The following is a 16,568-nucleotide window of genomic DNA, read 5'->3' as shown; positions in this document are numbered from 1 at the left end:
GCAGCCGCCCGGCACAGACCGAACGGAGGGGGAAGCGTGACCATACCCGGAGACGACGCCGGCACGGACCCGGATGTCGACACCGCAAACAACCGCAGCGCGGAACTCGCCAGAGTGCTGCTGTCCGAGGTCCGTGAGGAGCTCACGAAGGCCGACAACAAGGCCGGCCTCATGCTGGCGTCCCTGGGCGCGGCCCTGTCCGCCCTGCTCGGCGCGATCGGCAGCGGCGCTATCGCTCCACGACAGTACGCCGTCGTCCCGCAGCTCTTCCTTTGGGCGGGCTGCGCCGCCTGCGTACTGGCACTCGTCCTGCTGGGCCTGGCCTTGACTCCACGGCTCGGAAACCCCCGCCACTCCCGCACCCACTACTTCGGCGACGCGAGACTCGCGATGTCGATCGCGCACCTGGAGCAAACGGTCCGCCGCACCGACCTCGTGTCCCGGGACCTGGGCCAGCTAGAGGCCTTGTCCCGGATCGCCTGGACCAAATACCGCTGCATACGCCACGCACTGGCCTGGGCCACGGTTTTTTTCGCGCTCACGCTACTGGGCATAGTGACGGGAGCCTCGACTTAGCGGCACACAGGCTGAGGAATGGCGGACCATCCGATCGCAACGCCTCGGCGCAAAACCCCCGCTGATGACAACCGAGGTGCTCCCCGACCAGTCCCGAAACGGCCCACAACCACTCAGGGGCCTGACCCGCTTTCGCGGATCAGGCCCCTGACCTGGTGTTTCAGCTGTCGGGGTGGCGGGATTTGAACCCACGACCTCTTCGTCCCGAAGAAAGTACGGACAGCCCGCTGGCCTGCACTATTTGGCTAAGCCCCAGGTCAGAGCGTTGGTCTCCGTTGGTTTGGCGTGGTGTCGACGAGAACGACTTTCGTGATCCACTCCCCGCTCACTCCCCGGCACTCCCGGGGATACGCGAGCGGCGCCGGCACCCCCAGAGGGTGTCATGCGTTGCGGTTGCCGCCCTCGCGTCGGGCGCTGGGAAGCAGGAGGTCCCGCTCGGGGTGGTTCTCGCCAGAGACGCTGCCGTCCACGCCGAGATCCACGCGCGCCGATTCGTGGAAGCTGTTGATCGCCCGGAAGACGGCGCGGTTCCGCTGGCGCCATTCCTCTAGTGTCCCCTCGACCTTGCCGTTGGCCTGCCAGTCGACCTGGAGGGCGACGGCGTTCAGCTCGTGCGCCGCTTCCACCACGTCATCCCCAGCGAGGAGCATGATCCGCTCGAAGGCCCGGCCCCGGATGCGGCCGGCCTCGGACATCTCCGCGAGGATCTCCTGGTCGGGCTTGTCGCGGTCGCGGAGGCCTTCGCGGCACTCGTAGAGGTGCACGGCGAGGAAGATGCACGTACGGACGCTGTCGACGTACCCCTCGTACGCTTCGAGCTTCTTGCTGTCCCAGCGGGTCACCAGCTCATGCTTCTTACGCTGCCGCTCCATCGCGTACGTCGTGAGGTGCGTCGTCATCGCGCCCAGCAAGACGGCGGCGATTGTGACCCACTGCTCGGCGCTTCCCATGCATCCCCCAGACGCGGCAGTCATGTAGACGTCTAGAGGATCTTAGGAGTGGGGACGGCACGCCTTGCCGTGAGGTTCAGACATGGCTGAAACATGGGAGTGTCACAGTCGACGTGGTGACGTTCACGCAGGTCATAGGGTTCTGTGACGCCGTGACCGCTGTGACACCCCCATGTTTCAGCCTGGTACTCCGCTGGTGAGACCGGTCACGGTGGTCGTCGAGACTTCCGAGCTGTGAGCGGTGCTACAACCACAGCCCGATTGCGCTGTCGATCGACCAGGTCTGCAGCGCGGGTACGGCTTCACTGTTCGGTCGAATCCCTGGCGGACAAAGCCCCACCGGTGCTTGGCCGCCACCCCGGCCGCCCAGTTGATGCCGCCGCCAGTGAACCAGTCCCTCTTGCCCTTGTGGCGCCAGCTCTCCAGCCACCACAGGCCGAGGCCGATCCGGAGAACCGCGATCCACTCGGCGCCACCGAGCCAGATGGTCTGCATCCCGGGTCCCTCCACTCCACTGACTGACGATGTGTCAGTTCAGCCTGCAGTGGAGTCGTCTCGCAAGGGGTCCGTCGCCCGTCGACCTTGCCGCCCGGCGAGCGACCCCATAACCTCAATCTGATGGTTCGTCAGTTTCTTGTCGGGGGACCGACAGTCAGTAGGGGGTAAGCAACGTGGTTACCGACGACAGCGGCACCATGGATCTCCCGAAGGTGATCAGCGTGGACGATCACGTGATCGAGCCCGCACACCTCTTCGAGACCTGGCTCCCGAGCAAGTACCGGGACAAGGGCCCGAAGCCCTTCACTGCCGGCATTGGCGACCTGCGGTACATCGGAGGGAAGTACCGGTTCACGACCGATCCGGACGGCCAGCTCACCGACTGGTGGCGGTACGAGGGAGAGGTCTTCCCGTACAAGCGGATCATCGCCGCAGTCGGCTTCTCGCGGGACGAGATGACACTCGACGGCATCACCCGGGAGCAGATGCGGCGGGGCTGCTGGGACCCGAAGGCGCGCCTGGCCGACATGGACCTCAACCATGTGGAGGCGTCGCTCTGCTTCCCCACCTTCCCCCGGTTCTGCGGGCAGACCTTCGCGGAGGCCAAGGACAAGGAGGTCGGGCTCGCGTGCGTCCGCGCATACAACGACTGGATGGTGGAGGAGTGGTGCGGTGACAGCGGTGGCCGACTGATTCCGCTGTGCCTGATTCCTCTCTGGGACATCGACTTGGCGGTGGCGGAGATCAGGCGAAACGCAGCCCGTGGCGTCCGGGCGGTGACCTTCTCTGAGATTCCGACGTACCTGGGGCTGCCTTCCATCCACTCCGGCTACTGGGACCCGTTCTTCGCCGCCTGTGAGGAGACGGGGACCGTCGTCAACATGCACATCGGCTCGTCGTCGCAGATGCCCGCCGCGTCCCCGGACGCACCCCCTGCCGTCCAGGCCGCGCTCAGCTTCAACAACGCGATGGCGTCGATGATGGACTTCCTCTTCAGCGGCGTGCTCGTGAAGTTCCCGCGGCTGAAGCTGGCGTACAGCGAGGGCCAGATGGGCTGGATCCCGTACGCCTTGGAGCGCGCCGACGACGTGTGGGAGGAGCACCGGGCTTGGGGCGGAGTGAAGGACCTGATCCCGGAGCCGCCGTCGACGTACTACTACCGGCAGATCTTCTGCTGTTTCTTCCGCGACAAGCACGGCATCGAGGCGATCGAGACCGTCGGCGTAAACAACGCCACCTTCGAGACCGACTACCCGCACGTCGACTCGACGTGGCCGCACACGAAGCAGGTGGCGGCGGAGCACGTCGCGGGCCTTCCCGACGACGTCACGTACAAGCTCCTGCGGGGCAACGCGATCCGGATGCTTGATCTGCCCTTCGACCAGAACCTGTCAGCCGTTCCTGGCACCCGCTGAGCAGTGCGGCACCCTGCGGCGGTCAAGCCATTCGCCGACCGCGCGTTCCGTGCACATCGCGCGTCAGCCGCCGGGTCCGGGGCGCTCTTGGCGAGTGCTTCCACTGCCTCACTCGACAGACGTACGGCGTGAGCGGCCTTCGACCGCGCGGTCCACGGCGCTCCGTGCGCGGGCGGCATGGCGGGCATGGAGGGCTTCCTCCGCGGTTCCCGCGCCTTCTTGAACCTATGTGACCTCGGACTGGGCGGTGCCATTGGGTGTGGTCATGGCCGTCTCCTCGTCTACCGGTACACGTCGGCGGCAGGGTGACATGCCCTCGGTGAAGAGACCAGAGCGATGAAGGCGCCCCTTCGCCGAGGGCCGCGGCACGGGCATGGCGCTGAGCGTTACCGTTCCGGTGAACCCTGCGGAGAGGCGAGCGGATGCGTACCCAAGCGTCAGAGGTCCTGGTCACCCTTGGCCGGCGGTACGTCCGTGATGCGCCTGGGGTCATCGGCAAGCGCCTGATGGCCAGCCGGTACCTGAACCCCCATCTGCATGAACACCCACGTCAACGTGTCACCGAGGTCGAGTTCGGCGCCCGGTTCGCGGTCGACACGCAGGACCTCATCCAGCGCTACCTCTACCTGTTCGGCGTCTGGGAGCCGCACATGACCAGCTGGCTGAAGCGACGGCTGCGGCGTGGGGATACGTATGTCGATGTCGGCGCGAACATCGGTTACTACAGCCTGCTGGCTTCGAGGCTCGTCGGCGACGAGGGCCAGGTCGTCGCGATCGAGGCCTCTCCAGTGTTCCACCGGCAAATCCTGCAGCATGTCGCCCTCAACGGGTCCGGCAATGTCCGCGCGATCAACGGAGCCGTCTCGGATGTCAGGAAGCGACTGACCTTCGTCCTCGCCAGTTCCGACAACCTGGGGGCCAACAGCATCGTCCCGTACGAAGGGCCGGCTGAGTCGACGTTCGAGGTCGAGGCTGTTCCCCTGCCTGAGCTCCTTGATCCGAAGGAGATCGCCCAGGCCCGCGTCATCAAGATCGACGTGGAAGGGGCGGAGGGGAGCGTGGTGCGAGGGATGGCGCCCATGCTCGACGAGCTTCGGCCCGACGCCGAGATCACGGTGGAAGTGACCCCGCAGCGGATGGCGATGCTCGGGGACTCGGCCGACGAACTGATGGAGACGATGCGGGCGTACGGCTTCCATCCGTACCGCCTCGTCAACGAGTACACCCCGGACAGCTACGTGGCGGCCCAGCGCGGCGCCCCGCGCGTCCCCACTCGCCACGTCGGGCCGATCACCTGCGAGACCGATCTGATCTTTTCCAAGGTCGACGCCGAGATTCTGCCCTGACGCGAGGAGGCCCGGACGCTTGCAGTTGTGTCTGAGGGCGGCCCATACGCCGGGATGGGCGTGGTGCGCCGCATGGCCGAAATCGGCATCACCGTTAGTCGTGCAGAGGAACGGCCGGAGCCCGGACCCGCGGACGCCGAGGAGGCAGCCCTCCTCGGCGTTCAGCGCGGCGCGCTCGTCACACGTATCCAGCGGACCTACTACAGCAGCGAAGGGCGCCTGGTCGAAACGGCGGACATCGTCGTGCCGGCCGCCCTCTGCGAAGTCGTCTGTGAGGTTCTGGTCAGTCGTCAGCCGGATAGCGCCAACCGAACTCCGCCAGCTTCTCCGCCCGCGCCTGGACGACCGCCATGCGGGCGTCCCGCTCGGTCGCTTCTGTGTGGGACGGCTGACTGGTCGCCTGCCCAGGCCACTTGCGGTAGAGAAGGCCGACCTCCGGCGAGAACCAGCCGCGACTCGTGGCATTCAGCGCCATCAGCATCCCGGTGTCCTCGGAGGCCGGCAGGGCCATCCAGCCGCCTAGAGCGAGGAGCAGGTCCCGGCGCATGAACAGCGTCGCGGGGTGGACCTGCGCGCGGAAACCATTCGCCTTCCAGTACTCCAGGACTTCGCCCCGCTCGATCGGGCCGGCCTCCGGGTCGCCCGGGAAGCCTGCGGTCGAGCCGTCCGGCAGGAAGTCGAGCACGCGGGACGTCGCCCAACCGATCGTGGAGTCGCCTTCGAGTGCGGCCAGGTCTCGCGCCAAGGCGCCAGGCGCCAACTGGTCATCGGCGTCCAGGACCTTGACGTACTCGCCGTCCGCATGGGCCATGGCCATCATGCGGGCGACGCCCGGTCCGCCCGGCCGTCCCTGCCGGAAGCTCACGCGCTCGTCCTCTGGAACGTAGGGCGCGACCTGGTCGGTCTTGCCGTCCTCCTGGATCAGCCAGTGCCACTCCCAGCCGTCGGGGAGTTCCTGCTCGCAGATCGACTTGTACGCGTCCGGCAGGAAGTGGGCCGACGGGGCGTGAACGGCGGTGACGATGATGATGCGCCGGCTCACGGCACTCACCACCTTTCCAGGGGAGTGGTGAAGAGCATTTCCGTGCGGTCGCCCGGCAGCGTGACGTCGGAGATCTCCACGGCGCGGTTTTGGGTGTCGTACGAGATCTTGCGAAGGAGGATGACCGACGTCCCCGGCGGTAGCTCCAGCTCCTCGGCCTCTTCCGGAGTCGGCGGGCGGGAGTTGATGCGCTCCTCGATGCGGTCCAGCTCGATGCCGAGCGTCAGGAGCTGGTTTTGTGTGCCGCCGGGCCACGGCTCCTTGGTCTCGTCCAGGAGGTCAGGGTTCTCGGCGACCATGTCGCGGACCAGATAGGAACTCACGAGGGCGAAGGGGGCGGTTTCCGCCGCGTACCACGTCCGGTAGATCCGCTCAACCAGGGCCGCGCCCTCAGGGATGCCGAAGCCTTCGGCCAAGGACTTGTCCGCCTTGGCCTCGCCGTAGCGGGCCTGGAAGACGAGGTCGTTCACCTGTAGGCCGGTGTCGTGCTCCGTAGCGCCCGTCTGCGAGCGCTTCTGCTCGGGCTCGCGCGCGCGCTTCTTCTCCCACTGATGCCGCATGTTCGTGCGGAGTACGGGAGTGCGGGGCCGACGGACGAAGTTGCCGCGGCCGTGCTGCTTCTCGATCAGGCCCTCGTCTTGGAGGAGGCGGAGGGCTTCCCGCACTGTCGGCAGGCTCCGCCGGTGCTCCTTGACGAGGTCCGTCTCGGCGGGAAGTCGGTCGCCCGGTGCGAGCTGACCTGCGCGGATGGCCTCTCGCAGCTTGTCGGCGATCTGCTCGTACGCCTTGGCCATGTGGTCTCACCGTTCCAGTCGAGGGACGAGGCCAGCCTACGACTCCTCAAGAGGTCTTGACGAGTGGAGGAGTTCCACGTCATGGACCTCCTCAACTCATAAGGAGGTCTTGAGGACCTGACCTCTTTAGGGGCTGAAATGCCCGGAGGAAAGCCCGCGGGGTGAGTACGAAGGCCGCATTCGTCCCTTGAGAACCCCACAGCGTGCCTGAAAGGACAGCGCATTCGGTCCTCGGCGCCGTCGCTCCGACGGCGCCTGCTCAGCCGGCCGCCGACCACCGCGCGGACTCGGATACATCTGTGGCGGCGTCCAGGGCGAGACCGCAGCGCACTGGCGGCGTACGGGTTTCCTCCGGCCGAGCGGAGACGTATGTCTCCGTGCTCGCCGGTTGCTGCGCTTGAGGGGCTGCTCAGAGCTGATCGGTAGCCCCCTCCCGCAGTCAGAATGTCTTGAAGCTCCAGATCAGTTACCCGAGCAGTAATCAGGCCCGGTCCACTAACAAGCGGACCGGGCCTTTTCTGTGTTATTGCGATGTCAGGTGAGGAGAAGAGGTCTATTGCCTTAATCCGGGCTACCTGCTCCGCCGTATCGAAAGAACCTTGCAATTTGATGCCCTGTTTTGGGTGAGCCCACGGCAACCACCGGACGGCGGGATCACGGAAGCGCCCGACCGCTGGCGACGGGGGATGCACCAGCGATCGGGCTGCAGCCAACAGTAACAACGCTACCTGTGCGGCGGGAGTCGACTTCCCGGCCGAAATGGGCGGTTGTGATCGAGATCACGTGACGCGGTCCGCAGGGAGCGAAGTGCCGGGTCAAGGATGCTGCAGAGCCAACCGGAGGAATCCCGCCAGACTCTCGGGAACACGCCATTGGCTGAGCCTCGTCCCCGTTACTCGTCGCACGGAGGTGCGTACGAGAGACGGGGTAGATATTCGCGCCATCTTTCCGGCGTCAGAACGCCCCGAGTGGTCAAGCAAATGTGACGAATTGCCTCGTCGGTGTCCAGGTTCCACAGCCGGACGGTATCGGTGCCGCTGGACACTCCGAGCATGTGGCTTTGCGGACTGAACGACAAGAAATTGCCTGTCTTGGCGTTGGGGCTCATCGATTGCCCGATGGGAGCGGTCCTGGAGGGGTGGGCGACGTCCCAGATCCGGACTGTGTTGTCGTTGCCGCCACTTGCCAGGGTGCGGCCGTCCCAGCTGAACGTCAGCGACACAATCGCGTCGGTGTGGCCCGTGAGGGGAGAGCCCAACCGGGCAGCCTTGAGGGGGTCGGATACGTTCCAGATCCGGACCGTGCCGTCGTCGCTGCCGCTGGCCAATGTCCGGCCATCCGGGCTGTAGGCGAGTGTGTTGATGGGACCGAGGTGCCCCGTTAGAGGCGTGCCGAGTCGGGTGGCATGACGTGGGTTGGTCACGTTCCAGAGCCGGATGGTGTTGTCCGCGCTGCCACTGGCGAGAGCTCGTCCATCCGTGCTGAAGACGAGGGAGTTGACGTAGCCCTTGTGGCCGGCGAGCGGTGCGCCGAGCGGAAGGGGGCGGGACGGGGCGCTGACGTCCCACAGTTGGATGGTGCGCTCGGTGTAGGCGGTGGCCAGCGTGCGCCCGTCCGGGCTGAAGGCGAGCGCGGCCGCGAATCGTGTCCGCAGTTCGACGGACGGCCCGTAGGGGGCGGGGCGAGCCGGGTCGGTGACGTCCCACAGCTGCACTGCGCGGTTTGCCGTCAGTACCGCGAGCGTGTGGCCGTCGGGAGAGAACACCAGCGAACGCACGTCCCCCTTCCCAGGCATGAACGGCTTGCTCAGTGATACGGGCCGGGTGGGGCGCTCCACGCTCCACAGCCGAACCTTGTCGTCGCGCGCGGCCGTGGCGAGCACCTTCCCATCGGGGCGGAACGCTCCGATTCGGCCGATCATGTCCGACGTCGGTATCGACCACAGTCGGACTTTGTTGTCGCCGCTTCCGGTGGCGAGCGTTCGCCCATCGGGGCTGAAGCCGAGGGCGTACATCTCACCGCTACTGCCTGCGAGAGGCTCGCCGACCTGAGATGGATGGGCCGGATCACTGACATTCCACAGCCTCGCCGTGCTGTCTGCGCTGGCGGCCGCGAGCATGGTTCCGTCGGGGTTGAAGGCCACGGACCACACGGGGCCGGTGTGGCCGGTTAGCGGTGCGCCGAGCGGTTTCGTGTGGCGCGGGGCGGTCACGTTCCAGAGCCGGATGGTCTCGTCCGAGCCGCCACTGGCGAGAGTGCGGCCGTCGGGATTGAAGGCCACGGAGTGCACCGTGCTCGTGTGGCCGGTCAGCACCTTGTCGATCGGCTTCGGATGTCGTGGGTCGGTCGTGTCCCACAGCCTGATCGTGCCGTTGTCACCACCGGCCGCCAGCGTGCGGCCGTCGGGGCTGAAGGCCACGGAGCGCACGGCGGCGGTGTGGCCGGTCAACGCACCGAGCGCCTTCGGCCGGCTCGGGTCGTCCACGTTCCACAGGCGAACGGTGTGGTCCTCACTGGCGGAGGCCAGAGTGCGTCCGTCCGGACTGAAGGCGACGAGATAGATGGCGCCTCCATGGCCGGTCACGGGCGAGCCCAACGGACGTGGGTGGCTGGGATCCCGAACGTTCCACAGCCCGATCGTGCCGTCGTCCGAAGCGGTGGCGAGGGTGCTGCCGTCGGGGCTGAAGACCGCGCTGCTCACCCAACTCGTGTGACCAGTGAGGGGTTTGCCCAGGCGTTTGGGGCGAGTCGGGTCTTTCACGTCCCACAGCCGAACGGTCCGGTCGTAGCTGGCGGTGGCCAGGATCCGTCCGTTCGGGCTGAATGAGGTGAGGTAGACGGCGCCGGTGTGACCAAGAAGCGGCGTGGCCAGTGGCGCGTTCACTATCGAGACCAACCGATTCTTCGTGTCCTCGTCGTCCGGTCGCAAGCGGTGTGCCACCAGGCTGAGTTGAGCGGACATCGATGGATCCGTGTAGTGGGCGCGATCGGCTTCGGCGACCACTTGCTCGAACAACGCATCGTCCCGCTGCTGCCACGCGACCACCGCAGCACCGACAGCCAGCATCGCCAGGACGACCAGGGCCGCCACCGCACTGCGGCTGATCCAGACTGTGCGCTTACGCAGCCTGGCCGAAGCAGCCAGGAATTCCACGGCGCCCCGGGTCAGAAAGGTGTCACCAGCCGATTTTGCCCAGGTACGGGCCTGCTCCAGACGGGAGCCCCGGTACAGCAGTGACGTATCGCGGTCGGAGTCCTCCCAGGCCCTGCCGTCCTCCTCCAACCGCTGGCGCAGCAGGTTGTCGTTCCTGTCCTCGTCGATCCAGGCGCGCAGCCGTGGCCAGGCGTGAAGCAGCGCTTCATGCGTGATCTCCACGGTCTCCGCGCCGAGTGTCACCAACCGGGCGCGGACCAGGGCTTCGAGCGATTCCTCCGTCTTGTCGGGGTCAGTCGACTCCTCCGCCAGCTGGCGTCGCGTCCCCCGCCTACGGGTGGCCGGGGTGTCTTCGCCCAGCCGGACCAGCCTGAGGAGGAGAAGTCTCGCGGCCGTGCGGGCTGTTGGGTCAAGGCCGGACCATGCACGCTCGGCGGTCGCTGCCACTGCCCCCTGGATTCCGCCCGCCGCGCGGTAGCCGGACAGCGTCAGCTTTCCCGTCTTCCGCCGCTGCCAGGTGGCGAGCAGGGCGTGGGAGAGGAGCGGCAACACTCCCGCGTCGTGCGCACCGCGGGGTCCGCCAGTGCTCACTTCCTGGATGATCAACTCCGCAAGGCCTGGTTCGAGCTCCAGGCCGGCGGCCTTGGCCGGGCCGGTCACCGCGTCGCGCAACTCCGTGGTGGTCAGCGGCCCGAGCACCATGTGTCGGTGCTGCAGCGCGTCGGCCAGTTCGGGATACCTGAGGCACTGCTCGTAGAAGTCGGCGCGTATGCCGAGGACTACGAGCACGGGGGCTGGGCCATCGGCGTCGGTGGGCGAGCACGCAGCGTGGAGGAGCTGGATGAAAGTGCGCGTGTTCGCCTCGTCGGAGCAGAGGGTGAACGCCTCCTCGAACTGATCCACGATGACGACCGGACGGGCGGCGGAGGATGTCTCGCGCTGCGCCCACGCCGTGACGGACTCCCGCACCGCGTGAGCGAACTGCGGTGTGCCGGGCTCCTCCGCCGCCGGTTGCGCCGCAGCAGAGATCACACGGGCGAGCTCAGGAATCCGGCGGGTCAGCTCCGCGAGAGGATCACCTCCAGGTACGAGCTGCAGTACCTTGCCTGCCTGGCTGTTCTCGTCGTCCAGTGCGCCGTTCTGCAATGCGGGCACCAAACCGGCGTTCAGCAGGGAGGACTTACCCGCCCCCGAGGCGCCCACGAGCATGACCAAGCCACCCGTCATCTCCGCTGCGCGGAGCTGGGCAACGAGGGCATCTGTGCTCCGCTCTCGGCCGAAGAACCAATGGGCGTCTTGCTGACGATACGAAGCCAGTCCCCGGTAAGGGCACACCCCAGGGACGATCGAGACTTCGTCCGGATGTCCTTCCTCGTCTTCCTCAGATGTCGCGGCGCGGTCGCTGACCGAGTCGGCTACGGCGCGCTCCCATAGGAGCTGCCACTGGGCCAGGTCATACAGGCCCGTGGATACCGGCACGGGCCGTAGGCGCCGCGCGTCGGGGATCAGGACGCGCAGCACCGCTGCGAGGGCGGCGAACTGCGCGGGCGCGTTCTTTGCCCGTCGCCAGTCGCTGATCCGCTGTGCGGACACCCGCACGGGCCGCCCTCGTTCGTCGACCCGCTGAAGTCGGGCGACCGCCTCGGCCACGCGCTTGAGGGGAGGATTACCGGCCTCTCTGTACAGCAGCGCGAGACGTTCCGCGAAGGCTGTGCGTGGCCCTGAGTCGGCACTCAAGGTCTCCACCCCTTACTTCCGCCGCACCTGGATATCCGGACCGGAAAACGCACTTTATATGGCTGACCTGCGGCTAAGTGATCCGGATGAGGCTGGGCCCTCCTCGGCAAAAGGTGAAGCTGGCAGGATCGCGACGCAGTAGCGAACTAACCGCGCAGCGTTAGAGCAGGCCACCAGCTCGGTGCTCGGGTAGAGGCGACTCATGACGCCGCATTGTTCTCGGCTGGTTTCCGCCGGAGTGACTAGACGGTCCACGACACGCGCCGAGACGCCGATGCGGCGCGGATCGACACCGCCCGCGTCTTTGGGTACCGGTACCCAAAGACGCGGGCGGTGATGGGCGTCCAGGCCGGTACGTGGTTGTCCGGCACCGGCAGCGAACCCAGATTGCTCACGGCTGCAGTTCTGCGCGCTTCTGACATGGGATGGAGCCGCCGTGGACCTGGCGGCGCACCGTGCACTCCGCAGCCGGACTTCTCCGCCACTCCCCGGGATTGAGATCTCCATGATCCACTCCCCGCTGACTCCCGAGGACGCCTCGGAGAACGCAGCAGGCCCGGTTTCCGTTTCCGGAAACCGGGCCTGACCTGGTGTTTCAGCTGTCGGGGTGGCGGGATTTGAACCCACGACCTCTTCGTCCCGAACGAAGCGCGCTGCCAAGCTGCGCTACACCCCGATTGTCGCGCGCGTCGCGGCGACATCGATTACTTTAGCGGACTCGCGGCCGGAGGCGAAATCCGGTTTTCGCGGGCCCGCAGGTCGGCGGGGGCGGGCGCGGGGCGCCGTCAGCGGTTGCGGGGTGCCAGGGTCAGCAGCGTCGCCTCCGGGGGGCAGGCGAAGCGGACCGGAGTGTAGCGGTTGGTGCCGCAGCCCGCTGAGACGTGGAGGTACGAGCGGCGGCCGTCCGCGGAGTGGGTGGAGAGGCCCTTGGCCCGGTCCGTGTCGATGTCACAGTTGGTGACCAGCGCCCCGTAGAAGGGGACGCACAGCTGGCCGCCGTGCGTGTGGCCGGCCAGGACCAGCGGGTAGCCGTCCGAGGTGAAGGCGTCGAGCGTGCGCAGGTACGGGGCGTGGACGACGCCGATGGAGAAGTCGGCCGAGAGGTCCGGGCCGCCCGCGACCTCGGCGTACCTGTCCCGCTTGATGTGCGGGTCGTCGAGGCCGGTGAAGGCGATCTCCATGCCGTCGAGTCCGCCGAGCTTGAGCCGGCCCCGGGTGTTGGTGAGGTTCACCCAGCCCGCCGCGTCGAAGCCGTCGCGCAGCCGCTCCCACGGGTTGTGTACGACGCCGACGGCCGGCGGGTTGCCGTTCAGGCCGTGCTTGCCCTGCGCCTTCTCCAGGAGGTAGCGGGCCGGGTTGCGGAGCTTGGGGCCGTAGTAGTCGTTCGAGCCGAAGACGTACACGCCCGGGAACTCCATCAGCGGGCCGAGCGCGTCCAGCACCTCCGGCACACCGTCCGGGTCGGAGAGGTTGTCGCCCGTGTTGACGACGAAGTCGGGGCGCAGGCCGGCCAGCGACTGCAGCCAGCGCTGCTTCTTGCGCTGCCCGCCGACCATGTGGATGTCCGAGACCTGGAGTACGCGCAGGGGGCGTGCCCCCGGTGGCAGTACGGGCACGCTCACGCGCCGGAGCCGGAAGGACCGCGCCTCGAAGCCGGCGGCGTAGGCGAGGCCGGCCACGCCAACAGCCGTGATTCCTGCGGTGACTTTCAGGGGTACCCCGTAACGTGCGCGCATGCGCCCATCGTCGCAGACAGCGACGGCGCACGAAATCGGCGGGCGTCCGTGGGTGCGTACCTGCCACACTTGCCCCATGACCACGCTCAAGTCCAAGCTCAAGGAAGACCTCACCGCCGCCATCAGGGCGCGTGACGAGCTGACCTCGTCCACGCTCCGGCTGACCCTCACCGCGATCACCAAGGAGGAGGTCGGCGGCAAGACGGCGCGCGAGCTCTCCGACGACGAGGTGCAGAAGGTGATCGCCAAGGAGGCGAAGAAGCGCCGCGAGGCGGCGGAGGCCTTCGCCCAGGGCGGCCGGACCGAGTCGGCCGAGCGGGAGAAGGCGGAGGGCGCGATTCTTGACGCGTACCTGCCGCAGCAGCTGAGCGACGACGAGCTGAACGCGATCGTCGGGCAGGCCGTCGAAGAGGCGAAGGCCGCGGGCGCCGAGGGGCCGCGCGCGATGGGCGCCGTCATGAAGATCGTCAACCCGAAGGTGGCGGGCCGCGCCGAGGGCGGCCGCGTGGCCGCCACGGTGAAGAAGCTCCTGGCGGGCTGAGGAGCGGGCCGAGGAGCGGGCTGAGGAGTCCGTACGCGAGAGACGGCGAAGGGGCGCCCGGTGGGAAAACCACCGGGCGCCCCTTCGCCGTAACAGAGCGGGCAACGCGCGCCTACGGCCCGTTCCCGCCGCGGCCACCGCCGTTGCCGTTGCCGTTCCCGTTTCCGTTGCCGCCGCCGATCAGGTCCGGCGGGATGGAGATGCCCGGCCAGGGGTCGCCCCCGCCACCCCCGCCGCCGTCGCCGGGCTTGCCGTCGTCGTGGTCGCCGCCCCCGTCGCTGTCCCCGTCGTCGTCGCCCTTGTCGCGGTCGCGCTTGCCCTTGTCCTTGTTGTGCTCCGGGATGTGCACGGTGTTGAAGCCGGGCGCAGGCTTGCCGTCCAGCGCGCCGCTCATCGCGTCCTTCCAGATCGGACCCGGAACCTCACCACCGAAGACCTTGTCGTGGTAGACGCCGCCGATGGTGATGTCCACCATCGGGATCTGCTTGGACCCGGCCGCGCCGACCCAGACAGCGCCGGCCAGGTTCGGCGTGTACCCGACGAACCAGGCGTTGTGGCGGCCGTCCGTCGTACCCGTCTTACCCGCGTTGTCGCGGCTCGTGAGCCCCGCCCGCTGACCCGTACCGGAGTCGACCACGCCCTTGAGCAGCGTGTTGATCGTGTCGGCTGTCCTCTCGGACATCGCCCGCGAGCAGGTCGACTTGGGCACCGGCAGGCTCTTGCCCTGCGCGGTGGTGACCGACTCGATGAAGACCGGCGAGCAGTACGTGCCGCGGTTGGCGAAGGTCGCGTACGCGTTCGCCATCGTCAGCGGCGACATGCCCTCCGTACCCAGCGAGATCGCGGGCACTTCCTTCAGCTTCTGCCCGTCGGCCTGGATGACGCCGAGCTTGCCGGCCATCGTCGTCACCGGGCAGATGCCGATATCGGAGATCATCTGGACGAAGTAGGTGTTGACCGACTTCGCCATGGCCTCCTTCATGGCGTACGGCCCGACTTCCTGCTCGTTCTCGTTCTCGACCGTGTCGCCCATGTTGACCCAGGGCTTGCCGCACGTCTGCACGGGGCTCGGGTACGGCATGTCGTACGGCGCCGAGTACGTCTTCGTCGCCGGAATGCCCTGCTCTATGGCCGCGGCCGCCACGAACGGCTTGAAGGTCGAACCGGTCGGGAAGCCGTACGCCGATCCGCCCATCTTCTTGTCGGCGGAGAAGTTGATCGTCGTCTCGTCGCTCTTGAAGCCGTACGGCCTGGACTGGCCCATCGCGAGGACCTTGCCGGTGCCGGGCTCGACCAGCGTCACCGCCGTGGCGACCTTGTCGGACTGGTAGACGTGGTCCTTGATCGACGCCTGCACCGACTCCTGTGCCTGCGGGTCCAGCGTCGTACGGATCTTCAGGCCGCCCCGGTTCCAGACCTTGGCCCGCTCCTCCTTCGTCTTCCCGAAGACAGGGTCGGACAGGAAGACCTCGCGCACGTAGTCGCAGAAGAAGCCCGCACCGGTGACGGCCGTGATGCAGCCGTTCTTCGGCCTGCTGACGTTCAGCTTGATCGGGGTGGCCTTCGCCCGGTTCGCCTCCGCCTGCGACACGTCGCGGACGTCGGCCATGCGCTGGAGCACGGTGTTGCGCCGCTTGGTCGCCTCTTCGGCGTCGTTGACGGGGTCGTAGCGGCTCGGCGACTGCACGATGCCGGCCAGCAGCGCGGCCTCCTCCAGCTTGAGGTCCTTGGCGGACTTGCTGAAGTAGCGCTTGGACGCGGACTCGATGCCGTACGCCTGCTGCCCGAAGAAAGTGATGTTGAGGTAGTTCTCCAGGATCTTCTTCTTGCCCAGCTCCTCCTCGACCTGGATCGCGTACTTCAGTTCGCGCACCTTGCGGCCGAGCGTCTGCTGGGTGGCCTGGGCGACCTTGGTGGGATCGTCGCCGGCCTCCTCCACGAAGACGTTCTTGACGTACTGCTGCGTGAGGGTCGACGCGCCTTGCGTCACGCCGCCCGTCTGGGCGTTGCGATTGGCCGCGCGCAGGATCCCCTTGAGGTCGATCGCCCCGTGCTCGTAGAAGCGCGCGTCCTCGATCGCGACGATCGCCTTCTGCATGTACGGGGAGATGTCCTTCAGGTCCACGACGGTGCGGTCACGCGAGTAGACCGTGGCGATGGGATCGTTCTGCGCGTCGAGGATGGTGGTGCGCTGGCTGAGCGGCGGCGTCTTGAGGTTCGCGGGGATCTCGTCGAATCCCTCGACCGTTCCCTTGGCCGCGAGGCCCAGCGCTCCGGCTGCCGGCAGTGCGATGCCCGCCAGCACAGCTCCGGAGAGCGCGGCGACACCGAGGAATTTGGCGGCCTGCTGGGCCTTGGTGAGACCCCCGCCCGAGCGCTTCTTTGGCATGGGGGCAGCCTACGTTCTCATTCGCCGGACACGCGTATATGCCTTGGCCTAAGCTGCTCTCAACTGTCACAGCAGTGCGCTTTCGCATCAAGTCCTCTGACACCCCCCGCGTCAAATCCCCCCGTCTTGAAGATCTGGCAGAGGCATGCCCGAATGCGCCTCATGCGTCACCGGGTTTCCGTTGTGACCTTGCCGAACTGCCCTGCTTTGCCGGGTTGGTTACGTATACCCCCGCCTCACTCCGTCGGGTGATCTGTCGCTTACGCATAGTCCGTTCGGGCCATTCAAGATTGGGCCCGAAGGGGGTGTTGCGCTGTGCCCACCTTCCGTAACGTCCTCAACTGGCAGCGGTGAATATGCCGCTGCCGCCGTGGGGGAGCCTCGATTCGG

The 16,568-nt window shown here is 67.3% G+C and carries 10 protein-coding genes, 1 tRNA gene and 2 pseudogenes; 5 read left to right on the top strand and 8 right to left on the bottom strand.

Annotated features, from left to right (window positions below; genetic code table 11):
• Positions 1-36 precede the first annotated feature (36 nt).
• Positions 37-576, top strand: a complete 540-nt coding sequence (locus J7E91_RS06030; protein ID WP_214899762.1) for a Pycsar system effector family protein — start codon at positions 37-39, stop codon at positions 574-576.
• Between the two features lie 380 nt (positions 577-956).
• Here the strand turns inward: J7E91_RS06030 and J7E91_RS06025 are convergent, their stop codons facing one another.
• Together J7E91_RS06025 and J7E91_RS06020 are read right to left on the bottom strand one after the other, a co-directional pair.
• On the bottom strand, positions 957-1,526 hold the full coding sequence (locus tag J7E91_RS06025; RefSeq protein ID WP_214899761.1) for a hypothetical protein: 570 nt from the start codon (positions 1,524-1,526) through the stop codon (positions 957-959).
• A 288-nt stretch (positions 1,527-1,814) separates the two neighbouring features.
• Positions 1,815-2,021, bottom strand: a pseudogene (locus tag J7E91_RS06020) (DoxX family protein); the annotation flags it as partial.
• 200 nt (positions 2,022-2,221) lie between these two features.
• On the opposite strand from J7E91_RS06020, the gene J7E91_RS06015 reads away from it, so the two are divergent.
• From J7E91_RS06015 to J7E91_RS35705, 3 genes and pseudogenes are all read left to right on the top strand, one after another.
• Positions 2,222-3,439: an amidohydrolase family protein gene (locus J7E91_RS06015; RefSeq protein WP_214899805.1), complete on the top strand. Its 1,218-nt coding sequence runs from the start codon at positions 2,222-2,224 to the stop codon at positions 3,437-3,439.
• Positions 3,440-3,861: 422 nt separating this feature from the next.
• Positions 3,862-4,785: an FkbM family methyltransferase gene (locus tag J7E91_RS06010; RefSeq protein ID WP_214899760.1), complete on the top strand. Its 924-nt coding sequence runs from the start codon at positions 3,862-3,864 to the stop codon at positions 4,783-4,785.
• Between the two features lie 9 nt (positions 4,786-4,794).
• A pseudogene (locus J7E91_RS35705) lies at positions 4,795-5,076 on the top strand (UTRA domain-containing protein); the annotation flags it as partial.
• Here J7E91_RS35705 and J7E91_RS35700 read toward each other — a convergent pair.
• From J7E91_RS35700 to J7E91_RS05985, 5 genes are all read right to left on the bottom strand, one after another.
• Positions 5,069-5,827 carry a glycosyltransferase gene (locus J7E91_RS35700; RefSeq protein WP_308376088.1) on the bottom strand — a complete coding sequence of 253 codons (759 nt, stop codon included), beginning with the start codon at positions 5,825-5,827 and terminating at the stop codon, positions 5,069-5,071. The pseudogene J7E91_RS35705 and the gene J7E91_RS35700 overlap by 8 nt on opposite strands.
• Before the next feature lie 5 nt (positions 5,828-5,832).
• A complete protein-coding gene (locus J7E91_RS06000) occupies positions 5,833-6,621 on the bottom strand; it encodes a GntR family transcriptional regulator (protein WP_214899759.1) in 789 nt (262 codons plus the stop codon).
• A gap of 892 nt (positions 6,622-7,513) precedes the next feature.
• A complete protein-coding gene (locus J7E91_RS05995; RefSeq protein ID WP_214899757.1) occupies positions 7,514-11,521 on the bottom strand; it encodes a WD40 repeat domain-containing protein in 4,008 nt (1,335 codons plus the stop codon).
• A gap of 593 nt (positions 11,522-12,114) precedes the next feature.
• Positions 12,115-12,188 (bottom strand) — tRNA-Pro (locus tag J7E91_RS05990).
• Between the two features lie 109 nt (positions 12,189-12,297).
• Positions 12,298-13,248, bottom strand: coding sequence for a metallophosphoesterase (locus J7E91_RS05985; protein WP_214899755.1), 951 nt, complete (start codon positions 13,246-13,248; stop codon positions 12,298-12,300).
• A gap of 76 nt (positions 13,249-13,324) precedes the next feature.
• Here J7E91_RS05985 and J7E91_RS05980 point away from each other — a divergent pair, with 76 nt between their 5' ends.
• Positions 13,325-13,789: a GatB/YqeY domain-containing protein gene (locus J7E91_RS05980; RefSeq protein WP_214899753.1), complete on the top strand. Its 465-nt coding sequence runs from the start codon at positions 13,325-13,327 to the stop codon at positions 13,787-13,789.
• Positions 13,790-13,901: 112 nt separating this feature from the next.
• On the opposite strand, the gene J7E91_RS05975 is transcribed toward J7E91_RS05980, so the two are convergent.
• A complete protein-coding gene (locus J7E91_RS05975; protein ID WP_214899751.1) occupies positions 13,902-16,178 on the bottom strand; it encodes a transglycosylase domain-containing protein in 2,277 nt (758 codons plus the stop codon).
• Between the last annotated feature and the right edge of the window lie 390 nt (positions 16,179-16,568).

This window comes from Streptomyces sp. ISL-99, from assembly GCF_018614005.1.
GTDB lineage: Bacteria > Actinomycetota > Actinomycetes > Streptomycetales > Streptomycetaceae > Streptomyces > Streptomyces flavidovirens.
The sequence above is the reverse complement of the archived record's forward strand: the minus strand, read 5'-3'. Positions and strand labels throughout refer to the sequence as shown.